17 protein-coding genes are annotated in these 19,717 nt (G+C 40.7%); 9 read left to right on the forward strand and 8 right to left on the reverse strand.

Going from position 1 to position 19,717, the window contains the following annotated elements; translation table 11 throughout:
• Positions 1 to 39 precede the first annotated feature (39 nt).
• Complete coding sequence (locus MMP72_RS02905) at positions 40 to 1,338, reverse strand: beta-lactamase family protein (RefSeq protein WP_241314572.1); 1,299 nt, start codon at positions 1,336 to 1,338, stop codon at positions 40 to 42.
• 237 nt (positions 1,339 to 1,575) lie between these two features.
• On the opposite strand from MMP72_RS02905, the gene rpsO reads away from it, so the two are divergent.
• The 3 genes from rpsO to MMP72_RS02920 all read left to right on the forward strand — a co-directional run bounded on the left by rpsO (position 1,576) and on the right by MMP72_RS02920 (position 5,500).
• Entirely contained in the window at positions 1,576 to 1,845 is a 270-nt protein-coding gene (gene rpsO, locus MMP72_RS02910; RefSeq protein ID WP_004668422.1) for a 30S ribosomal protein S15, read from the forward strand.
• Positions 1,846 to 2,104: 259 nt separating this feature from the next.
• On the forward strand, positions 2,105 to 4,192 hold the full coding sequence (gene pnp / locus MMP72_RS02915) for a polyribonucleotide nucleotidyltransferase (RefSeq protein WP_241314574.1): 2,088 nt from the start codon (positions 2,105 to 2,107) through the stop codon (positions 4,190 to 4,192).
• A gap of 84 nt (positions 4,193 to 4,276) precedes the next feature.
• Positions 4,277 to 5,500: a magnesium transporter CorA family protein gene (locus MMP72_RS02920; protein ID WP_241314576.1), complete on the forward strand. Its 1,224-nt coding sequence runs from the start codon at positions 4,277 to 4,279 to the stop codon at positions 5,498 to 5,500.
• A 27-nt stretch (positions 5,501 to 5,527) separates the two neighbouring features.
• Here MMP72_RS02920 and MMP72_RS02925 read toward each other — a convergent pair whose 3' ends face one another.
• Both MMP72_RS02925 and MMP72_RS02930 read right to left on the reverse strand, forming a co-directional pair.
• Entirely contained in the window at positions 5,528 to 5,854 is a 327-nt protein-coding gene (locus tag MMP72_RS02925) for a chaperone modulator CbpM (protein ID WP_130161906.1), read from the reverse strand.
• A 14-nt stretch (positions 5,855 to 5,868) separates the two neighbouring features.
• Complete coding sequence (locus MMP72_RS02930) at positions 5,869 to 6,816, reverse strand: DnaJ C-terminal domain-containing protein (protein ID WP_241314349.1); 948 nt, start codon at positions 6,814 to 6,816, stop codon at positions 5,869 to 5,871.
• 268 nt (positions 6,817 to 7,084) lie between these two features.
• Here MMP72_RS02930 and MMP72_RS02935 point away from each other — a divergent pair, with 268 nt between their 5' ends.
• On the forward strand, positions 7,085 to 7,606 hold the full coding sequence (locus tag MMP72_RS02935) for an SRPBCC domain-containing protein (RefSeq protein ID WP_241314351.1): 522 nt from the start codon (positions 7,085 to 7,087) through the stop codon (positions 7,604 to 7,606).
• A gap of 198 nt (positions 7,607 to 7,804) precedes the next feature.
• Positions 7,805 to 8,665 (forward strand): hypothetical protein, encoded by an 861-nt coding sequence (locus MMP72_RS02940; RefSeq protein ID WP_241314353.1) that lies wholly within the window; start codon positions 7,805 to 7,807, stop codon positions 8,663 to 8,665.
• A 124-nt stretch (positions 8,666 to 8,789) separates the two neighbouring features.
• On the opposite strand, the gene MMP72_RS02945 is transcribed toward MMP72_RS02940, so the two are convergent.
• The 3 genes from MMP72_RS02945 to MMP72_RS02955 form a co-directional block, all read right to left on the reverse strand.
• A complete protein-coding gene (locus tag MMP72_RS02945) occupies positions 8,790 to 9,665 on the reverse strand; it encodes an Hsp33 family molecular chaperone HslO (RefSeq protein ID WP_241314356.1) in 876 nt (291 codons plus the stop codon).
• Between the two features lie 120 nt (positions 9,666 to 9,785).
• Positions 9,786 to 11,603 (reverse strand): cation:proton antiporter, encoded by a 1,818-nt coding sequence (locus tag MMP72_RS02950; protein ID WP_241314358.1) that lies wholly within the window; start codon positions 11,601 to 11,603, stop codon positions 9,786 to 9,788.
• 287 nt (positions 11,604 to 11,890) lie between these two features.
• Complete coding sequence (locus MMP72_RS02955; protein ID WP_241314360.1) at positions 11,891 to 14,131, reverse strand: primosomal protein N'; 2,241 nt, start codon at positions 14,129 to 14,131, stop codon at positions 11,891 to 11,893.
• 201 nt (positions 14,132 to 14,332) lie between these two features.
• Here MMP72_RS02955 and gspF point away from each other — a divergent pair, with 201 nt between their 5' ends.
• The 3 genes from gspF to MMP72_RS02970 all read left to right on the forward strand — a co-directional run bounded on the left by gspF (position 14,333) and on the right by MMP72_RS02970 (position 16,765).
• Positions 14,333 to 15,538 carry a type II secretion system inner membrane protein GspF gene (gene gspF, locus MMP72_RS02960; RefSeq protein ID WP_241314362.1) on the forward strand — a complete coding sequence of 402 codons (1,206 nt, stop codon included), beginning with the start codon at positions 14,333 to 14,335 and terminating at the stop codon, positions 15,536 to 15,538.
• Positions 15,539 to 15,576: 38 nt separating this feature from the next.
• Entirely contained in the window at positions 15,577 to 16,155 is a 579-nt protein-coding gene (gene gspG / locus MMP72_RS02965) for a type II secretion system major pseudopilin GspG (RefSeq protein ID WP_277606312.1), read from the forward strand.
• A 265-nt stretch (positions 16,156 to 16,420) separates the two neighbouring features.
• Entirely contained in the window at positions 16,421 to 16,765 is a 345-nt protein-coding gene (locus MMP72_RS02970; protein ID WP_241314364.1) for a hypothetical protein, read from the forward strand.
• Positions 16,766 to 16,826: 61 nt separating this feature from the next.
• Here MMP72_RS02970 and lnt read toward each other — a convergent pair whose 3' ends face one another.
• Together lnt and MMP72_RS02980 are read right to left on the reverse strand one after the other, a co-directional pair.
• Positions 16,827 to 18,386: an apolipoprotein N-acyltransferase gene (lnt, locus tag MMP72_RS02975; protein ID WP_241314366.1), complete on the reverse strand. Its 1,560-nt coding sequence runs from the start codon at positions 18,384 to 18,386 to the stop codon at positions 16,827 to 16,829.
• Positions 18,383 to 19,222, reverse strand: coding sequence for a CBS domain-containing protein (locus MMP72_RS02980; protein ID WP_241314368.1), 840 nt, complete (start codon positions 19,220 to 19,222; stop codon positions 18,383 to 18,385). The genes lnt and MMP72_RS02980 overlap by 4 nt, the downstream gene beginning before the upstream one ends.
• A 183-nt stretch (positions 19,223 to 19,405) precedes the next feature.
• Here MMP72_RS02980 and tusA point away from each other — a divergent pair, with 183 nt between their 5' ends.
• A complete protein-coding gene (gene tusA, locus MMP72_RS02985; protein ID WP_241314370.1) occupies positions 19,406 to 19,663 on the forward strand; it encodes a sulfurtransferase TusA in 258 nt (85 codons plus the stop codon).
• The last annotated feature ends 54 nt before the right edge of the window (positions 19,664 to 19,717 follow it).

Here is a 19,717-nt window from a genome sequence, read left to right on the forward strand (position 1 = left end):
TTAGGTATCGTAACGCTTTGACTGATGAAGTAAAAACCACTACACCAAATCATTTTCCGTACGATCTGTTGCAAACAATGAGCGACGTTGATCTTTTGGGATTTTTGGACAGTTGCTTGAGATTTGATAGAGCGTTTTTGCCAGCGCTGGTAAATGGGTGCCGACCACCGATTTACCTGTGGTTAACAGTGAAACACTGATATCACGTTCAGGATCAGCCCAACATAAAATGTTAGAGAAACCGATATGTCCAAAGGCTTGTCCTGTCATTGGTCCAAATAAACCAATCGGATTGCTGCCGAGCATAGGACCTAAAGCATAACGCATTGGTGCGAGTAAACTACGGTCAATACTTATTCCTGACGTTGGTAAGGTTGAGCGGAAAACGGTTTTGGCACTCATAATTTGTTTGCCTTGATATTCTCCACCACTGAGTAACATTTCAAAGAAACGTCCTGCTTGTTCGGCACTGGTATAAATATTTCCTGCGGGGCAGATGGTATCCATAAAGCGCGTATCGTTGGTAATATCCACTGCCATTTGAAGTCCAGCACCCAACACATGTTCTAGGTAGCGATCAGTGCCTAAGCTTGGATGAATGCCAGTTGCGTAGTTGAGCGCAGCATCGGCACGATATTCAGGTTTTAGACCATAGTTGAAATAGTCCATGCCCATCGGTTTTTCTATATTTTCTGCCAAAAACTCACGAACACTTTGACCTGTGACACGCTGTACAATTTCACCCAAAATGTAGCCTGCGGTTACAGCATGATAAGCAAGGTGTGTTCCTGATGGTGATACTGGTTTAGCAGCACATAGAAGCTTTAAAATTTCTTCTTGATTAAAAAGCAGTTCTGGCGTGACTTCACTGTCAATGCGGGGAATACCACCGCGGTGAGAGAGTAAATGAAAGATGGTGGCACGACGTTTCCCATTCACGCCATATTCAGGAATATAGTAGCTAATCGGGTCAAGCAAATTAAGCTCACCACGCTCATCTAGCATATGGATCAGCATGGCTGTGACCATTTTAGATGCTGAGAATAAGCAAACAGGTGTATCCGGTGTCCCTACCTTGGCATCGGTGGCTAAACCCTCAGGCGAATTGCCTTGAGCATGGCCAATACTCCGATTAATCAGAATCTGTCCTTTTCGACGCAGGCATAAGGTAATCAGTGGATAGTTACCTGTTTTATACAAGTGTTCGACACTGTTCCAAATTTTTCCAATCTGAGCCTCGTTCATTCCCCCGAGTTCAGCAGCAACTTCATCTTTAGAACGAATGACTTGATTTAAATCATGGGGTACATAACAGGTATTGGTTGATAAAATTTTCACGATTCCCTCGCATTTTTTCATTTTTCTTTCATTTCTGTCATAAATTGAAAACAGAACTCAGCTAGTGTGCATCTTTTAATTCGGGTTGTCAGCTGCCGAAATGCCCGTGTCATTAAAACATTTTTGCAATATAGCCAGAGATCACTTAAAATAGCCAACTTGCTGTAGTGATGCACGGCAGTCAGTTCGTCGAACTGATCAATATCATTTATTTTTTAAGCATCTCGGAGAAATCGAATGGCTTTAACTAACGCAGATCGCGCAGAGATCATTGCTAAATTTGCTCGTGCTGAAAACGACACTGGTTCACCTGAAGTACAAGTTGCTTTATTGTCTGCTCAAATCAATGATTTACAGAGCCACTTTAAAGAACACAAACACGACCATCATAGTCGTCGTGGTTTGATTCGTATGGTTAACCAACGTCGTAAACTTCTTGACTATTTAAATGGTAAAGATCACGGTCGTTATGTTGCTTTGATCGGCGAATTAGGTTTACGTCGTTAATTCGATTTGGCTTTGTTTTCGGTATTTCGCATGTCACAATGCTTTATCGCTGAGAAGAAAGTTTCACCTAATTTATCTTAGGTGATTTTATAGAAGGGGCGCATGTTCGCTCCTTCTTTGTGTTTAACTTTTTTAAAAATCTTTGGTCTAGTGCGATGGCTTCTAAGCTTTGTCATTTATCTACACAGTAGTTGTAGTCTGAATGCCAAACCTTAGGGGTCTCACTAGAATTAAAACTAGGAAATTACAATACATGTCAATGTTTAATATCATTCGTAAAGAATTCCAATTTGGTCAACATCAAGTTGTTTTAGAAACGGGTCGTGTTGCACGTCAAGCGAATACTGTTGTTGTAACGATGGGTGGTGTTACTGTACTTGTGGCAGTGGTTGCTCAACCTAAAGCAAAAGCAGGGCAAGACTTCTTCCCACTTACAGTGAACTACCAAGAAAAACAATATGCTGCGGGTCGTATCCCAGGTGGTTATGGCAAGCGTGAAGGTCGTCAATCTGAAGCTGAAACTTTAATTTCACGCCTCATTGACCGTCCAATCCGTCCATTGTTCCCAGAAGGTTTCTATAACGAAATCCAAGTCACAGCAACGGTTATTTCTTCTGACAAGACCATGGATGCTGACATCGCTGCAATGCTAGGTGCTTCAGCTGCAATGTCAATTGCAGGTGTTCCATTCCGCGGTCCAATCGCTGGCGCACGTGTGGGTTTAATCAACGGTGAATACGTTCTTAACCCGAACCATGAACAATTAAAAGAAAGCGATCTTGACCTTGTGGTTGCTGGTACAGAATCAGCAGTATTGATGGTTGAATCTGAAGCGAAAGAACTTTCAGAAGACCAAATGCTGGGTGCTGTACTTTTTGGTCATGACGAAATGCAAATCGCGATTCAAGCGATTAAAGAGTTTGCTGCTGCTGCGGGCGCAGTTGAATCGACTTGGGTTGCGCCAAGCAAAAATGAAGCACTGCTTGAGCAATTAAAAGCAGCGTTTGAAGCTAAAATCTCTGATGCCTATACCATTGCGGTGAAACAAGACCGTTATGCGGCACTTGATGCACTTTATGCAGAAGCGGTTGCACAGTTCGTTCCTGAAAATGACGAAACAGGTATTGCTGACGAAGTAAACGAATTATTTGAAGACCTTAAATACCGTACCGTACGTGACAACATCCTGTCAGGTAAACCACGTATTGATGGTCGAGATACCCAAACAGTTCGTGCTATCGATGTTCAAGTCGGTGTATTAGGTCGTGCGCACGGTTCTGCGTTATTTACACGTGGTGAAACTCAGGCGTTGGTAACAACGACTTTGGGTAATACACGTGATGCGTTGATGGTGGATACGCTTGCAGGTACTAAAACTGACAACTTCATGTTGCATTATAACTTCCCAGCATACTCAGTTGGTGAAACAGGCCGTGAATCAGGTCCTAAGCGTCGTGAAATCGGTCATGGTCGTTTGGCACGTCGTGGTGTTCAGGCTGTTCTTCCAGCAGCAGATCGCTTCCCGTACGTGATTCGTATCGTATCTGACATCACTGAATCAAATGGTTCATCTTCAATGGCTTCTGTATGTGGTGCTTCATTATCACTTATGGATGCGGGTGTTCCATTGAAAGCTCCAGTTGCAGGTATTGCAATGGGTCTCGTGAAAGAAGGCGAGCGTTTTGCAGTTCTTTCTGACATCTTGGGTGATGAAGATCACTTAGGTGATATGGACTTTAAAGTTGCTGGTTCTGCCAATGGTATTACTGCACTTCAAATGGACATCAAGATCGAAGGGATCACTGAAGAAATCATGGAAGCTGCACTCAACCAAGCATTTGCTGGTCGTATGCACATCCTCAATGAAATGAATAAAGTCATTTCACGTGCGCGTGCTGAAATCAATGCACATGCACCAACGTTTGAAGTGATCAATATCAATCCAGACAAAATTCGTGATGTGATTGGTAAAGGTGGCGCAACGATTCGTGCGATTACTGAAGAAACCAAAGCTGCGATTGATATCGAAGATAATGGTACGGTTCGCGTATTTGGTGAAACCAAAGCGGCTGCGAAAGCTGCGATTGCAAAAATCCAAGCGCTTACTGCTGAAGTTGAACCAGGTAAAATCTATGATGGTAAAGTGATTCGTATCGTTGAATTCGGTGCGTTTGTAAACATCATGCCAGGTACAGATGGTTTACTTCACATTTCACAGATCTCAAATGAGCGTATTGCGAATGTGTCTGACGTTCTAACAGAAGGCCAAGAGCTTAAAGTTCAGGTTGCTGATGTAGACAATCGCGGTCGTATCAAATTGACCATGAAAGATATTGAACAAGCGTAATCACGCTGAGCAATGCAAAAAAGTCCGCTAAATGCGGACTTTTTTGTGGCAAGATATTTTAGGGTCTAAATGAATATCAGAGTTATGCAACTTTATTATTTTTATCGTCATCATAGTGAAAATACAATTTTTATTAGTGCAGAAGAACAAATTGACCATACGCTGGAATTTCTATGGGTAGACAGTTTAAGACAAGAGCTTGTCCATCATACCGAGTCGTGGCAAAACGATATTTATAAGCTTACAGGACTTGTGTTAAATGAATTTCACATGCAGGACTTACTGAATATTGAGCATCCATGTGCTTTTGATACTGTTGAAGAATATGATTTATTGATTTTCCGTAAATTGATTAGCCCTGATGATCAAATTGATGCGAGTGGGGGAATTTCAGATTCACATGAGAATGTATTTGGTTTAACTACGACTCCGATGAGCTTTATTCTGACGCCAAATATTCTGGTCAGTGTAAGAGAACAGGGCAATATGACGGTAGAGAGTTATATCCAGCGTATCCAACTGATTATGGGACGGGCCATTGCTGAGCAAAATAAACCACGTAAATTACCAAGTACACCTGCCGATTTATCCTTAAGATTACTGAATAGTATGATTGATGGTTATCTCAATTTACGTTCACCATTGACTCGTCGTGTGGAATATTGGCAGCAACAATTATTACAAGGAAATCGTCGTTTTAAACAATGGCATCAACTGTTCCATGAGGACATGGCGTTTCAACAAATCGAAAATTTATGTGAGGAGCAAATTGAGACCTTGCAGGAGTTTAGAGATGAATTGGTGGACAATTATCATCATATTGTGGCTGAACAAAAACATAAGACACAGGACATATTACTCGTACGTTTGAATGATTTAATGAGCCATATTGAGCGCGTACAAAAGCATACATTACGTTTAAGAAATGCGATTCAATCTGCTATTGATTTACATTTTTCTGCGATAGCCAATCAGACCAATGAAAATATGCGAATCTTAGCAATTATTACGGCTATCTTTGCTCCCCTCACTTTACTAACAGGGGTGTATGGTATGAATTTTGAGTTTATTCCAGGACTCAAATCACCTATTGGATTCTGGATTATGCTGGGCGTGATGTTGATGAGTACAATTTTATTACTGTACTACTTTTATCAACAGCATTTGGTTGGGCGGGGAGAGCGCAGTGTGATTGATTTACTGGCACAGCAACACAAGCAACGTAATGTAAATATATTATGGTTCCTCGATTATGAACCGATTAAGCAAACGCTGAAAGAAGTCGAGAAAATGACCAAGCTAAAATAGTTTGGACTTGGTCATTCCAATGATGGCTTAATGAAAATGTTTTAACTGTTTGCGTAGTTGCTGAACTTCATCGATTAAATCCAACATCACAGCCACAGCAGATAAGCTTGCATCAAAGTCGCGTTGTAAGCGATAAGCACGACGTGCACGTGCAACATCTTCACCAATGAACTGATAGCTTTGCGGATCTACTTGGACTTGCAAAATATCATAGTCAATTAGTTTGAGTACCCACTCTGTACTTTGACCACAAGTTTCGGCAAAGCGTTCAAGATCTAATGCCAGTTGTTCATCAATGATTTCAATTTGGCAGTGACCATCATATTGGATTTCTTTGTATTGAATCGTTGTCATGATCTTACTCCTTATCACGCACGAGGTTGGAAAGAGGCAAAAGCATCAGCAAATTGCTGATAGGCTTGTTGCTCTTGTTCACTGTGTGCTGGTGGTAAAACGATGTTAATGATCAGATAAAGATGTCCTGCGATTTTGTTTGGAATGCCTTTATCTTTTAAACGTAATTGTTGTCCATTCTTTGCATTTTTAGGTAAGTTGACATTGAGTTGTCCCGCAGGTGTACTCACCCCAATATTCTGTCCTAAACCCGCTTCCCAAGGACTAACATCAATGGTCTGGTAGACATCTGCACCTTCCACACGGATTCGATCAGTATCGTTGTATTGAATTTCAATATAAAGATCTCCATTTTCACCGCCGTTAATACCACTTTGTCCTTGACCATTTAAACGGATTTGTTGACCTTCTTTCATTCCTTTGGGAATTTTAACCTCTAAAGTCTTGCGCTGTAGTTCAGCTTCGCCATATACATTGTACGTTGGTATTTGCAAACTAATCTGTTGTGTTGAACCGTGATAGGCGACAGATAAATCGACTTGAATACTGGCATGTTGGTCTTCACCGCGATAGCTACGTTGTTGGCGTTGCGAACGTTGTTGACCACCACCGAAGCCAGCCCCAAAGCGTCCAAATATATCTTCAAAACCGCTAAAGTCAGCATTGTCTCCAGAACTTTGGCGATAAAATTGTGAGCCATCAAATCCACTGCCTTGTGCGTTACCTTGACCAAAACCGCCAAAGCCTTGTGGATGATCCAACATTTGATCATATTCAGCTTTTTTCTCGGTATTACTCAAGGTGTCATAGGCCACATTGATCGTTTGCATTTTGGCTTCAGCATCAGCTTCTTTACTGATATCAGGATGATACTTTTTTGCCAGTTTACGATAGGCTTTCTTGATTTCATCTGCTGAGGCACTGCGCGCAACACCCAGTTCTTCGTAATAGTTTTTTGCCATAATCTGATGAATATAGTTATACGATTTCTTTCATTATGAAACGAATCAATAAGATTTCAATGGGCTGGATTGTATAAAACTTGTTTTTGGTGACAGGAACAGCTTGCTAGATATTAGAAATAGAAATGAAATAAATTTATGGTAGCGTTTATTGGTATTTTGACTATGTGTTGTATTTTTTTTTAAGTTTTGAGTTGTAGCACTATCCTAAAAGTATCTCCGAATGATTTAAATCCGATTTATTTGAGTGTGTTAAGGAATCCTGCACATGTTAGTACGTATCCTCAGTGGCATCTTAATTATTTTGCTTATTATGGTTGTGGGTTACTTTTTGATAGGCGATGGAAAAAAGCAGATGCATAAAGAGATCAATACAGAAATTATCATCAACGGTTCTTCGGAAGAAGTCTGGAATACCTTAATGGATTTTGCAGCCTATCCAGAGTGGAATCCTTTTATCATCAACATTGAAGGCAATAATGAGATTGGTCATGCGCTTAAGGTGGTATTGCAGAGTCCAGATGAGAGCATCATGAAATTTGAACCGAAAGTGGTTGAAAATAAGCAATTCTCAATATTTGCATGGAAAGGGAAATTGCTGGTCAACGGCCTTTTTGATGGTGTTCATCGTTTTGAATTGGTTGAAGTGGCAGAAAATAAGACCCTATTGAAGCATAGTGAGGTTTTTAGTGGGTTGCTTGTGATGTTTGTCGACAAGGAGTTGAAGAAAACAGAGCAAAATTTTCATATAATGAATGAAAGTTTAAAGCAACGAGTTGAAAATAAGTAAATAGATTTATACTTTAATAGTAGTAAAATAATAGCTCAATAGATATTATAATGAGGGAAAACTATAAGAATAATAAGTATTCTCTAAAAATGGTGTATTTAAAGCGACAACTTGTGTCACTGTGATCAGGTGATGTGGTTTACTTTATTTACTCAATGAATATAAATTATATTTAAGTTTATTGTTGAGTATTTGGTTGTGGGAAATCTGTTTAAAATAATTAATGCTTATTATAATGCATTTGAATCATATAGTAGCGTTGTTTATTGGAAGAATGCAAAAATCTGGACTTTTGTTTTACTTGCTATCATATTCTTGTACTCATTTTATTGGTATACACGGCTTGAAGCATTTCCATATTTTCCTGATTTAGGGCAAACAATTAGGCTAATTATATGTATTGTTTTTGAGGTTATATTGCTTTTTAATTTATTCCTCATCATGCAGCAGCGGGATAAAATAATAATAAAAGATATGCAAGAGATATTGGATACTAAGGAACAGAGTCTAAGTAAATTGAAAAAGATTTGGTTGTTGAAATTCTTGGATGTTAGCCCTGTTAACTATGTAGAAATTGCTGAAAAGATTGATAAATTAATCAATTTAAAAGAAAGAAATCAGTCTGTTTTTGTATTTGGATCAAAACAAGCGATGAATATCCTTTTTCAGCCAGAGTCTAAAAATCGTACATTGGCAATGTTTATGGGAGGATGTGCTGTTGTGATGAGCTTGTGTATTGCGGCAGGTTCAGATATTAATGATGTGTTTGATTTTTATAAAGGTGCTTCGATAGAGAAAATTGCTTTACTTGATTTTTTACTTGCGTTTTATATTGTAATAGCAACGTTAATATTAAAGTATTTATGTCTGATGATTTTTGAAATGGTTGGACTTTTCTTCGATAAAATAGATAAAAATAGAGTTGTGAGTAGAAGACGAGCTAGAATCTTCATTAATGAGTTGCTCATGTTCTATGATTTACCAAAGGGGAGATTTAGAGTTAAATCTAGTAAAGATCAAAAGAATGATGAAAGAAGTGAGCTGTACAATAAGAACTAGCGAATCATGGTGAAAAGTGTTGGTAGGTTATAAAATTGAATGAAAGATTAGGAGTATAAGTTTGTTTAGTTAATATAATTAAAAAGAGTCTTTATATTTACTAATAAAGACTCTTAAAAAGAGGTTAACTCAAATGTTCACCAAATAAGCCTAATGCTTCTTCAGCAGTAAACTCATAACGCGTATTACAGCATTGGCAATCCATTTGAATTGGGTTTTGAATTTCAAGGGATTCATGTACCGCAGTTATACCAATTTGAATCAAAGCATTGGCACACCGCTCCTTAGAGCAGGTGCAACCAAACTTTAATTGTTCAACATCAGGCAGACGCACTTCTTCTTCATTATACAAACGATACAAAATTTCATCGGCTGAAAGATCAGTGAGTTCTTCAGGTTTTAATGTTTCAGTGAGCATGGTCAAACGTGGCCATAAATCTTCATCCACCAGTTTCTGCTCTTCTTCATCATTACGAGGAAGTAGCTGAATCAATAAACCACCTGAACGTTGACTATTGGTCGCCAACACAATGTGGGTCGGAATCTGGGCAGACAAGTCATAGTATTGTATTAAACAACCCGCCAAGGTCGGTTGATCAAGCGGTACGATACCTTGATAGCGTTCACCATGTTCTGGTTCAATATTAATAAACAGAATGGGATTGCTGAGTGATGCCAGCACAGTGCGACTATCTGTACCTTCGGCGAAGCGTGGATCTTCTTCATAATCAGCCAAAGCGCGGACTTCACCTAAATGGTTACACTCAGCCATTGCCCATTTAAATGTGCCATTTGCTTGAATCTGTAAGCTAATCCGCCCTTGAATCTTCAATGTGCTTGCAAGTAAGGCGGTTGCACTTAACATTTCACCCAATAAGCTTTGTACTGCAGGCATATACTCACGTTTCGCCAAAATGGTTTGCAGTGCTTCTTCCAAATGAACTATTTCACCGCGAATAGGACTATCTTCGATGTAAAAGCGTTGGCGTAAATCAGACATATTTTTCTCCAGCACCCCATAAGGGGGAAACAAAGCAACGCTTTGCCTTGAAAAGCGCTTAGGGCTTTTATAAAAAGGTGAATGGTTATGCAGTCAATAATGGTGTCTATTTGCTAAAACTCAAGATGTTTCATTGGGCGAATTTGCATCACTTTGTTTAGTTTGCTCACCCTGCACACGATCTTGAGTGATGATTTTTGTATTTTCAAACAAATATTCGAGTTCCGCAATTGCATTTGGATAAGCACCAATCGAATCATATTCTGTATGTGACCAATGCTGTTGCTCGAGGAGTTGTTGATCTTGCAGTTTAAATTGCTCAATTTGTGTTTGTGCGTCTTCATTGCTTAGACCGGTTTCAATTAAAGCCTGTTGCGCCATATTTAATGAAGATGCATAGGTTTCGCGCCAGATATGTTGAATGCCTAAACCATTTAATAAATGAGCATGATGTCGATCACGTGCACGAACTAAAATCGTCAAATCTGGATAATTCAAACGAAGATAACGCGCCAGATTCATGCTGTCTTCTACATCATCTATGGCAAGGATTAGTAATTTACAGTACTCAATTCCCGCAGCCCGTAGATTTTCAACTTGGGTCACATCGGCATCAAAGAATCGATGCCCATATTGCACCATAAAATCGGCATCGGGTTGGTTGCTGTCAATGATACTGAATTGCTTGCCTTGTGCATGTAAAGCTCGAGCAATCACTTGTCCAAAACGACCAAAACCGACAACGAGAATCGAATGCTGTGGTACATCCTCTGTAGGAACAGGCGCTTTTTTCAGCATCCTTGGTAATATTTTAGTGTTGACCAACCAATACAATACTGGTGTAAGTAGCATTGAACCGAAAACAATCAGCAAGGTGGGTTCGAGTATTGTTGGGGTTAATACATTTTCACTTTCAGCAACTTTCAGTAGGATAAATGACAGCTCCCCACTTTGCGCCAAGGTTACGGCAAGGAGGGTACTTAACTTGGCATGACGGTGCTGGTAATAACTGATTGCAGCGACCACGCTGGCTTTAATGATCACTAAAACAAGAATAGAAGCCAAGATCAATAACGGTGATTGCAACAGGGGCGTCAGCGAAAGACTCAGACCGATCGCAAGGAAAAACAGTCCGATCGCCGCATCTTTAAAGGGATGAACAATGCGTTCGACTTCTGCCTTAAATTCAGTTTCTGCGAGTAATAATCCAGCAAGGAAAGCGCCAATCAAAACATGGATGTTGAGAATATCCATGATCAAAATAACCGCCAAAACCACAAGTAAACTCAGTATCGGAATCAGTTCAAGACTATTACAACGAGCCAAAAAGCGAAATGCAGGGCGAACCAGATAACGGCTGGCCAAGAACAAGCCTGAAACAGTGGCAATGATGGCGGCAAAATAGGCAATACCGTGTTGAGTTGTTGCGGTATCTTCCAATAAGGGAAAAAGTGCAATTAAAATAATGGCAATAAACACTTGAAACTGTAGGGTGTTCGAGGCTGACTGTCCGAATGTGCTATTGAGTTGTTGTTTCTGATGCAGCAATTGCTGGATTAAAGTCACTGAAGACAATGCCAAGGCAAGACCAAGAATTGCGCTGCTCAGAAGGTCTTGTAATAGCAGAAAGCAGACACTCACTAAACTGATGGTGATAATGGTAAGTTGCACACCACTATTTTTTAGAATATCTCTGCGGTGCATCCAAAGGTGTCGAGGACGAAAGGCAAAACCGACAAAAAACATCAGCATGATCATGCCTAAGTCGGTCAATTGGCGAATCAGTTGTGTATCGGTAATCAGTGCGAACACGCTCGAACCAAGCAAAAGCCCTGTGATGAGATAGCCCAAAACAGTGCTTGCGGCATAGCGTTTTGCAATTGGAACAAAAATTAAAGTCGCAGCCAGTAAAAAAATGATCGGGAGTAATAAAGACATTAAACAACCTACGTTTGATTTTAGCTGATTTCTAATTTGTTATGATAATGGGTGAGCATGGCGGAGTCTTTCCAAATTCTCATCTAATATTATCACTAGCCTGCGGCTCGCCTTACTTTGGTTTCGCCCAAAGTAAGCAAAGGCATTCTCATCTGCAAAACCTGTTAACTTTTTTCAACTATCCAGTTTTATCGCAGAAACACTATATTGCAAATACTACGCAGGTTGCAGATGACGTTTCTGAGTATCAGATTTCAGATGAAATTTTATTTAGTGTCAAACTTTGGCTAACTAAACTCTTGCGGATCAACATCAATCGACAGTCTGAGTTGGTGTTGACGAGGTAAATGTACCACTTGTTGCCACCATTGGCGTAAATAAAAATGCAATTTTGCCCGATCAGCAGACAAAATCACCATGTGTGCACGGAAACGTCCTGCTTTTCGTTCCATTGGTGCAGGGATCGGTCCCCAGATATCGACTAGATCAGCAGCCATTGCTCTTAATTGTTGCGCGATTTCAGCTAAGAATTGTTGGCTATATGCTCGATCTTTGGATTCAACACGCACCAATACGGTATAACGATAGGGTGGCAGCATGGCGATCTTGCGCTCTGCTAACATTTGCTTCGCCACAGTCCGATAGTCATGCTCAATCAAGGTGGTCAGCATGGGGTGATCTGGGCGCAGACTTTGTAAATAAACACTGCCTTTATGCTCACCACGACCTGCACGACCTGCAACTTGAACGATCAGTTGCGCGGTACGTTCAGGCGCACGTAGATCAACACTCAGCAAACCTGCATCAATATCTAAAATGGCCACCAGTGTGACATGGGGGAAATGATGTCCTTTGGCCAGCATTTGTGTGCCCAACAAAATATTGGGTTTGTTCTGCTGAATACGATCATAAATTTTTTGCCAGCTCCCCACACGACTGGTACTGTCGCGATCAACCCGAATCACCTCATGATGAGGGAAAAGCTCTTGTAAGTGTTCCTCAAGTTTGGCTGTGCCAGCACCAATGGTTTTGAGCGTTTGTTTTTGGCATGCAGGGCATTCATCAGGTAGGCGATGAATGGTGCCACAGTGATGGCAATGTAAATAGTGATATGGTTGAGAATGCAGGGTAAAGTGAGCATCACAATGTGGGCAATTGGCTTGCCAACCACAACTTTCACACATCAGTATCGGTGCATAACCTCGACGATTGAGAAAGATCAGCACTTGTTCCTTACGTTCTAAGGTGAGTTTGATCTGTTCGATTAAGTTTTGGCTTATGCCATGTTTTTTCTTGGCAATTTTTAAATCAATCACATGCATCTTCGGTAAAACAGCGACCCCAGCACGTTGATTGAGTTCAAGCAAATGCAGCTTTCCTGATTCCACCAAATGATAACTATCAATACTTGGTGTTGCAGAACCTAGAATTACTGGGCAGCCTTGCAAATGCCCCCGATACAAAGCCACATCTCGGGCATGGTAGCGGAAGCCTTCTTGTTGTTTGTATGAGAGATCATGTTCCTCATCTAGGATGATCAAGCCAAGCTGAGGGAGTGGCGTATAGATTGCAGAGCGTGTGCCGATGATGATGGATGCTTTGCCTGCTTGTGCGTGTTGCCATGCTTGCAAGCGTTTCGAGTCATTTAAACCAGAGTGCATCAAAGCCACATCGCAATGGAAACGTGATTTAAATCGAGCAACTGTTTGTGGGGTAAGACCAATCTCAGGCACAAGGACCAGCACTTGTTTACCTTGTTTTAGTACCTCATACATGACTTGCAAATAAACTTCGGTTTTGCCACTGCCTGTTAAGCCATCGAGCAAAAACGCTTGATAATGATGTTGTGCTTTGAGGATCTCTTGAATGGCTTTTTTTTGATCCTCATTTGGGGTTAAGGGGACTTGTGCCAACTGCACTGGCGTTGGTGTAAAGTCATGCGGTTCAAGACGACACTCAATCAGTCCCTTTTTTTCCAGTGCTTTGAGCGTTGCTGTTTCCACACCACTCAAATTTAAAATATTTTCAGTGGTACCTTGTGGATGAAGTTTTAAGACTTGGTAAGCATCATATTGTTTTTGAGAGCGTTTTAACAAAGCATCAGGATTGTCATGCGGCGTGATATTCCACTGATGAAATAGAATATCTAGGGCACGTCCTTGTCTTAATAAGGTGGGTAAAGCACTTTGCATCACTTCGCCAATCGGGAATTGATAATATTGCGCTGACCATGTCACCAAAGTTAAAACTTGCTGATCTACAATCGCCTGTTGATCGAGCAGTTCGGTAATGGCTTTAAGCTTGAATTGTCCAGTAAATGTCTCGTTAGGATCAACCTTTTCAGTAATGATCCCAACAAGGTTTTGTCGGCCAAAAGAAATGGCAACGCGTGCACCTACCTGTGCCTGCGCATATTGTTCAGCACTGACTGTATAGTCAAACATGTCATACACAAATACAGGTATGGCGACTCGAATACGGTAAAGAATAGCGTTAGAATTTTCGGTAGGCATATAGGCTTTATTCATGTGTTAAATGGTACGATTTCATACCTTGTTTGAATCATTTTAGCTGATAAAGCAAGACATGGATGAAATATCAATCAGCCCTGTGCTAAAGTGCTGTGCACTATGCCAATCTACATCAGATTTCTTGCGGGGCTTTGGCTTCTCATCTCTGACAAGGATGCCGCTGAACAACAACTATTTTGGGACAATTAGAACAGAACCATGCCAGCTTATCAATTTACTGCTATTGATGCTTCTGGAAAGCAACACAAAGGTGTGCTTGAAGGAGATTCCGCACGTCAAATTCGTCAACAGTTACGAGATAAAGCATGGACACCGATTGCGGTTGAAACCGTTGAACAAAAAGATAAACAGCAACAACGTTCATGGTTTAAAAAGGGCTTTAGTGCTTATGATTTAGCTTTGATGACACGTCAGCTTTCGGTGTTGGTTGCTGCGGGTATTCCGCTGGAAGAAGCGTTACGCGCGGTCAGTAAACAAAGCGAAAAATCGCATGTACAAAACTTACTGTCATCTGTACGTTCAAAAGTGCTAGAAGGTCATTCGCTCGCACAAGCCATGCAGCAATCAGGACGATTCCCTGAACTCTATATCGCCACGGTGGCAGCAGGCGAGCGCTCAGGACATTTGGATCTCATTTTAGATCAGCTTTCTGATTACACTGAAAATCGTTTTGCGATGCAAAAGAAAATTCAGGGCGCGATGATCTATCCGATTATCTTGATGCTGATGTCATTCGCAATCGTGATGGGACTGATGACCTATGTGGTTCCTGAAATTGTGAAGACTTTTGAACAGAGTAAAGAAGCATTACCTTGGATTACGGTGTTGTTGATGAAAGCCAGTGCATTTATCAAGCAAACATGGATTGGGATATTGCTCTTGGCTTTTATTGTCATTGTTTTATTCACACGCTTTTTACGAACCACCGCAGGGCACTACGCATTTGACCGATTAACGCTCAGATTGCCACTATTTGGTAAACTTTCACGTGGTATAAATGCAGCACGATTTGCCAGTACCTTGTCTATTCTGACCCGATCAGGTGTACCTTTGGTAGAGGCGCTACGCATCGGTGCAGAAGTCAGCAATAACTGGGTGGTACGTGATGCGATTCAAGTCGCAATGGAACGTGTAACAGAAGGTGGTAATTTGGCAACGCAGTTAGAGCGATGCGGTTATTTTCCGCCAATGATGGTACAAATGATCCGAAGTGGTGAGGCATCAGGTGAACTGGATCGCATGTTAGATCGCGCATCGACGATGCAAGATCGTGAGGTCACCACATTTATATCGACCATGTTGGCATTGCTTGAACCCTTGATGCTGGTTTTTATGGCAGCCATTGTCTTGGTGATTGTGATTGCGGTTATGTTGCCAATTATTAATATGAATAATATGATTTGATGAGTGATGTAAAAGAGATGAATAGGAATAAACAGAAGATGCAAAATAAAGAAGTTGCTGTTGATAATACTCAAGCCCCAAGCATAGCTGCTCCTCTTGCGGCATCATGCCACTCCGAGCACAGCTCTCCGTCTTGCGCTGATCCTCGCACTCGCAGCACAGCTTCTCCTCTTGCGACCCGACCGAGCGTTGCTCGGTTTTCTCGGGTCTCAGGATTTACCCTGATTGAAGTGATGGTTGTGATTGTGATTTTAGGTGTTTTAGCGGCATTGATCGTACCCAATGTAATGGGACGTGGTGAAAAAGCCAAAGTGGATACCACCAGTATTACTTTAAAAGGTGTGGCTGGGGCATTGGATCAATATAAATTAGATAATGGTCGTTATCCATCCATGCAAGATGGTGGTTTAGATGCTTTGGTTAATCAACCTGCATCTGCAAAAAACTGGTTGCCAGGCGGTTATGTCAAAGGTGGTTATCCGAAAGACAGTTGGGAAAATGATTTGCAATATGTAATGCCAGGTCGTGAAGGGCGTTCATTTGATTTATATTCGTTTGGTGCGGATGGTAAAGAAGGTGGCGAAGGCAATGATGCAGATATTTATTATCAGCCATAATTTTTAATTCAAGTTATCACTTCATTCAATCCTTAAATAAATCAAGAGTGAAGTGATAATGTTTCTTGATTCTAAAATATAATCTAAATATATGAAATATAAAAATATAATAAAATACTGGATATTTGATAGTTATAATAAGAACTATTCCCATATCTAATAGTTACAAGAAAAAGAAATTATGCATGAAAATAGCCTTTTTCTTTCGTTAAAAGCTTTGCATAATCAATCCAAATCATAAAAATGATATATGTGGAGGTCGCAGATGAAAGCATTTTTTGTGTTGGATGAGCTGAATCAGTTTCATTGGGCAATGCTTAAATCTGTATTGCTCATTTTAAGTTTATTACCGATTAGTGAAGCTGCATTAAACTTGTGGCAAACAACGGAAGGCAGTAGCCAAATCATGATTGGCTTTTTTGCACTGAGTATGCTGAGTGCTTGGTTTGTACTTTGTTTTCTAAGTGCTTTGAAAACCAGTGTTTGGGATAATAAAGCATTAATTACTAACTATGAGCAATTATTATTTAAAGCCTATCGCTATATTCCCATGTTGTTTTTGTCCAGTTTAGTCGCATATTTAAGTGTGCAATTATCACTGGCATTTTGATTTTCACTGATTCAAATAAAAAAGAGCGTTTTATTTAAAAACGCTCTTTTCATATCATCTATCATCGCCGTGATTTAAATGAAACATCCACCTTACGCGGACGATAGAACCAACCCAACATCAGTAAAACAACTGAGAAGATGAGGATCGGGTAATCACTTAAACGGCTATATAAGGTTTGCCCTTGCATTGCGGGTAATTCGCCACGTAACACGAACTCTTGATCCATTGGTGCTTGTTTTACAATATGACCTTGATGATCAATAAATGCGGTGACACCTGTATTGGTGGCACGAATAAACCAACGCCCATTTTCTTTGGCACGCATTTGTACCATTTGTAAATGTTGCCAAGGTCCTGCTGTATCTGTAAACCACGCATCATTAGAAACGGTAATGAGAAAGTCACTATTCAATGCATTACGACGAGTCAGATTTGGATAGGCAACTTCATAGCAAATCGCTGCGGCTAACGCATGTCCCTTCACTGTTAATGGTTTTTGCTCAGAACTACCACTAGAAAAACCAGCCATACTGACATCATTTTGCATGGCGGGTAGTACCCATTTTAGCAAGCCTGATAACGGAATATATTCGCCAAAGGGAACCAAGCGTTGTTTCTTATATAAGCCAGAAGAGTCGCTGCCAGATGCCATAATGCTGTTGTAGTACTGTGGCTCACCAACTTGTTGTGATTTAGGAATATCCCAATATGGAATCCCTGTGACCCATGCACTATCTGTTTTCTTGGCTTGAACCGCCATTGCGTCCAAAAACTCTGGAATATCTGTCTGAAATAATGGAATTGAAGACTCAGGCCAAACAATCAGGTCGCGGCCCCATTCTTTACGCGTTAGCGTTGCATAAATTTCGAGGGTCTTGATCTGGTATTCAGTTAACCATTTTAGATCTTGTGGAATATTGCCCTGAATCAAGGAAACGCTGAGCGGCTTTGCGGCTTTAGGCTGTACAAATTGAATATACCCGACAGCCCATGCACCGAAAACCAATAGGGTAGCGGGAATAGCCCAAAACCAGCGACGATTTAAAATCTCGACCAAGGCACAGGCAAGGACAATCACCACGAATGAGACGGCATAAACACCAAATAATGGTGCATAGCCATCTAATAGTCGTTCAGTAAAAGCATAGCCTGCAAATAACCATGGGAAACCAGTAAATATCCAAGTTTTTGCCCATTCAAATAAGACCCAAAGGGGAGCAAAGGTCAGTGGTGTTTCTGGGAAGAAACGACGATATAGCCATGTTTGAAAAGCGGTAAATAATCCCATCAACAGTGCCATGACGACGATCATTAGAACACTTAGAATCGCATTGGTATCGCCATAGACATGGATCGAGGTGTAGAGCCAAAATGCCCCGACAAACCATAAACCGAATCCATAAGCCCATCCTAAAACAAAGGCTTGTTTAGGACTGCGTTGGCGCAAGACCGCATATAGCAATGCTGGTGACAAAATCGCCAACCACCAAAAATAATAGGGTGCAAGTGCCAAACTAAAGATTGCACCCGATATGAGTGCAATCAACAGTGGAACGATAAAAGGAAGCTGTTTTTGTGGTTGAGAAGGATTTAACAGTTTTTCAAAATAGGTTCTCATGAACGGACAGCTCGAATCAGATGGATCGTACGCGCATCTGCTTCAATAATGGTAAATTGCCAAGCATCAAGTTCAATGGTTTGACCTTGTAAATCACTGACTAGACCAATTTCTTGTAGCAGTAAGCCGCCCATAGTTTCAACTTCATCATCAGAAAAATCAGCATTTAAAATGGTGTTGAAATGTTCAATTGGTGTAAGTGCTTGAACGATCCATGTGTTTGCTGTGGTTGGATCATTGTCTGGCACGATATATAAGGCTTCTTCATCTGCAATATCGTGCTCGTCTTCAATTTCACCAACGATTTCTTCAAGGATGTCTTCCAGCGTCACTAAACCAGACGTTGAACCATACTCATCAATCACAATGGCAATATGTGTTTGCGTGTTTTTTAACATCCGTAAGACTTGGTCTGTACGCGCACTTTCAGGCACAAAGACTGGCTGGCGCATTAAGGCACGAATATCAACTTTCACATTGCGATCAGTTAAAAACGGTAAGAGGTCTTTTGCTAATAGCACCCCAACGACATTATCGCTTTGATCTGCTGAAAATACAGGAAAACGTGAATGAGCTGAATCAATGAGGACATCCAAGATATCGAGTAACTGGTCATCTTCTTGTAAGCTAATCATCGCTGTACGCGGGGTCATCACTTCTCGAATCTTTGTTGCTGGCAGATCAAGAACACCCTCAAGCATAGCAACAGTATCTGGCTCTAAAAAGCGACGTGAGTCTTGGACTAACTTGAGTAATTCATCGCGGGTTTCAGGTGCAGTACCTAACCATTTTCTTAGGCCACGCATACCCCACGACGGACTGGATTCCTCGATCATGATCTTTCCTAAAGACTCTCTATATCAATTAGATGATTTTCATCATACCGAAGAAAAAGCAGATATGCATCAATAAAACCATGTAAAAAACGTACAGTTTTTCAAAAAACTGCTAAGGATTTCTAAATCATCGCTTTATGTTAAAATGTTAAAATGTGAAAATTCGAATATTTGAGTTTTATGATGTCGGAACAATCAAAACTTGCTACTGTTCAACTCAATACTAGAGGGTTACGTTGCCCTGAGCCTGTGATGATGTTGCATCAAGCGATCCGTAGAGCAAAGTCGGGTGATATTGTTGAAGTGTTTGCAACCGATCCTTCTACTTCATGGGATATCCCAAAATTTTGTATGCATTTGGGGCATGAGTTATTGCTCAAAGAAGAAAGCCTTGATGAGCAGAGCAATACTGAATATCGTTATTTGGTGCAGAAAGGTTAAGTTTGGATTTCAATTTATTTGTGCTAAATAATACCACGCATAAAAAAACCGAGT

The sequence above is a fragment of the Acinetobacter sp. NIPH 2699 genome (genome assembly GCF_022549355.1).
Lineage (GTDB): Bacteria > Pseudomonadota > Gammaproteobacteria > Pseudomonadales > Moraxellaceae > Acinetobacter.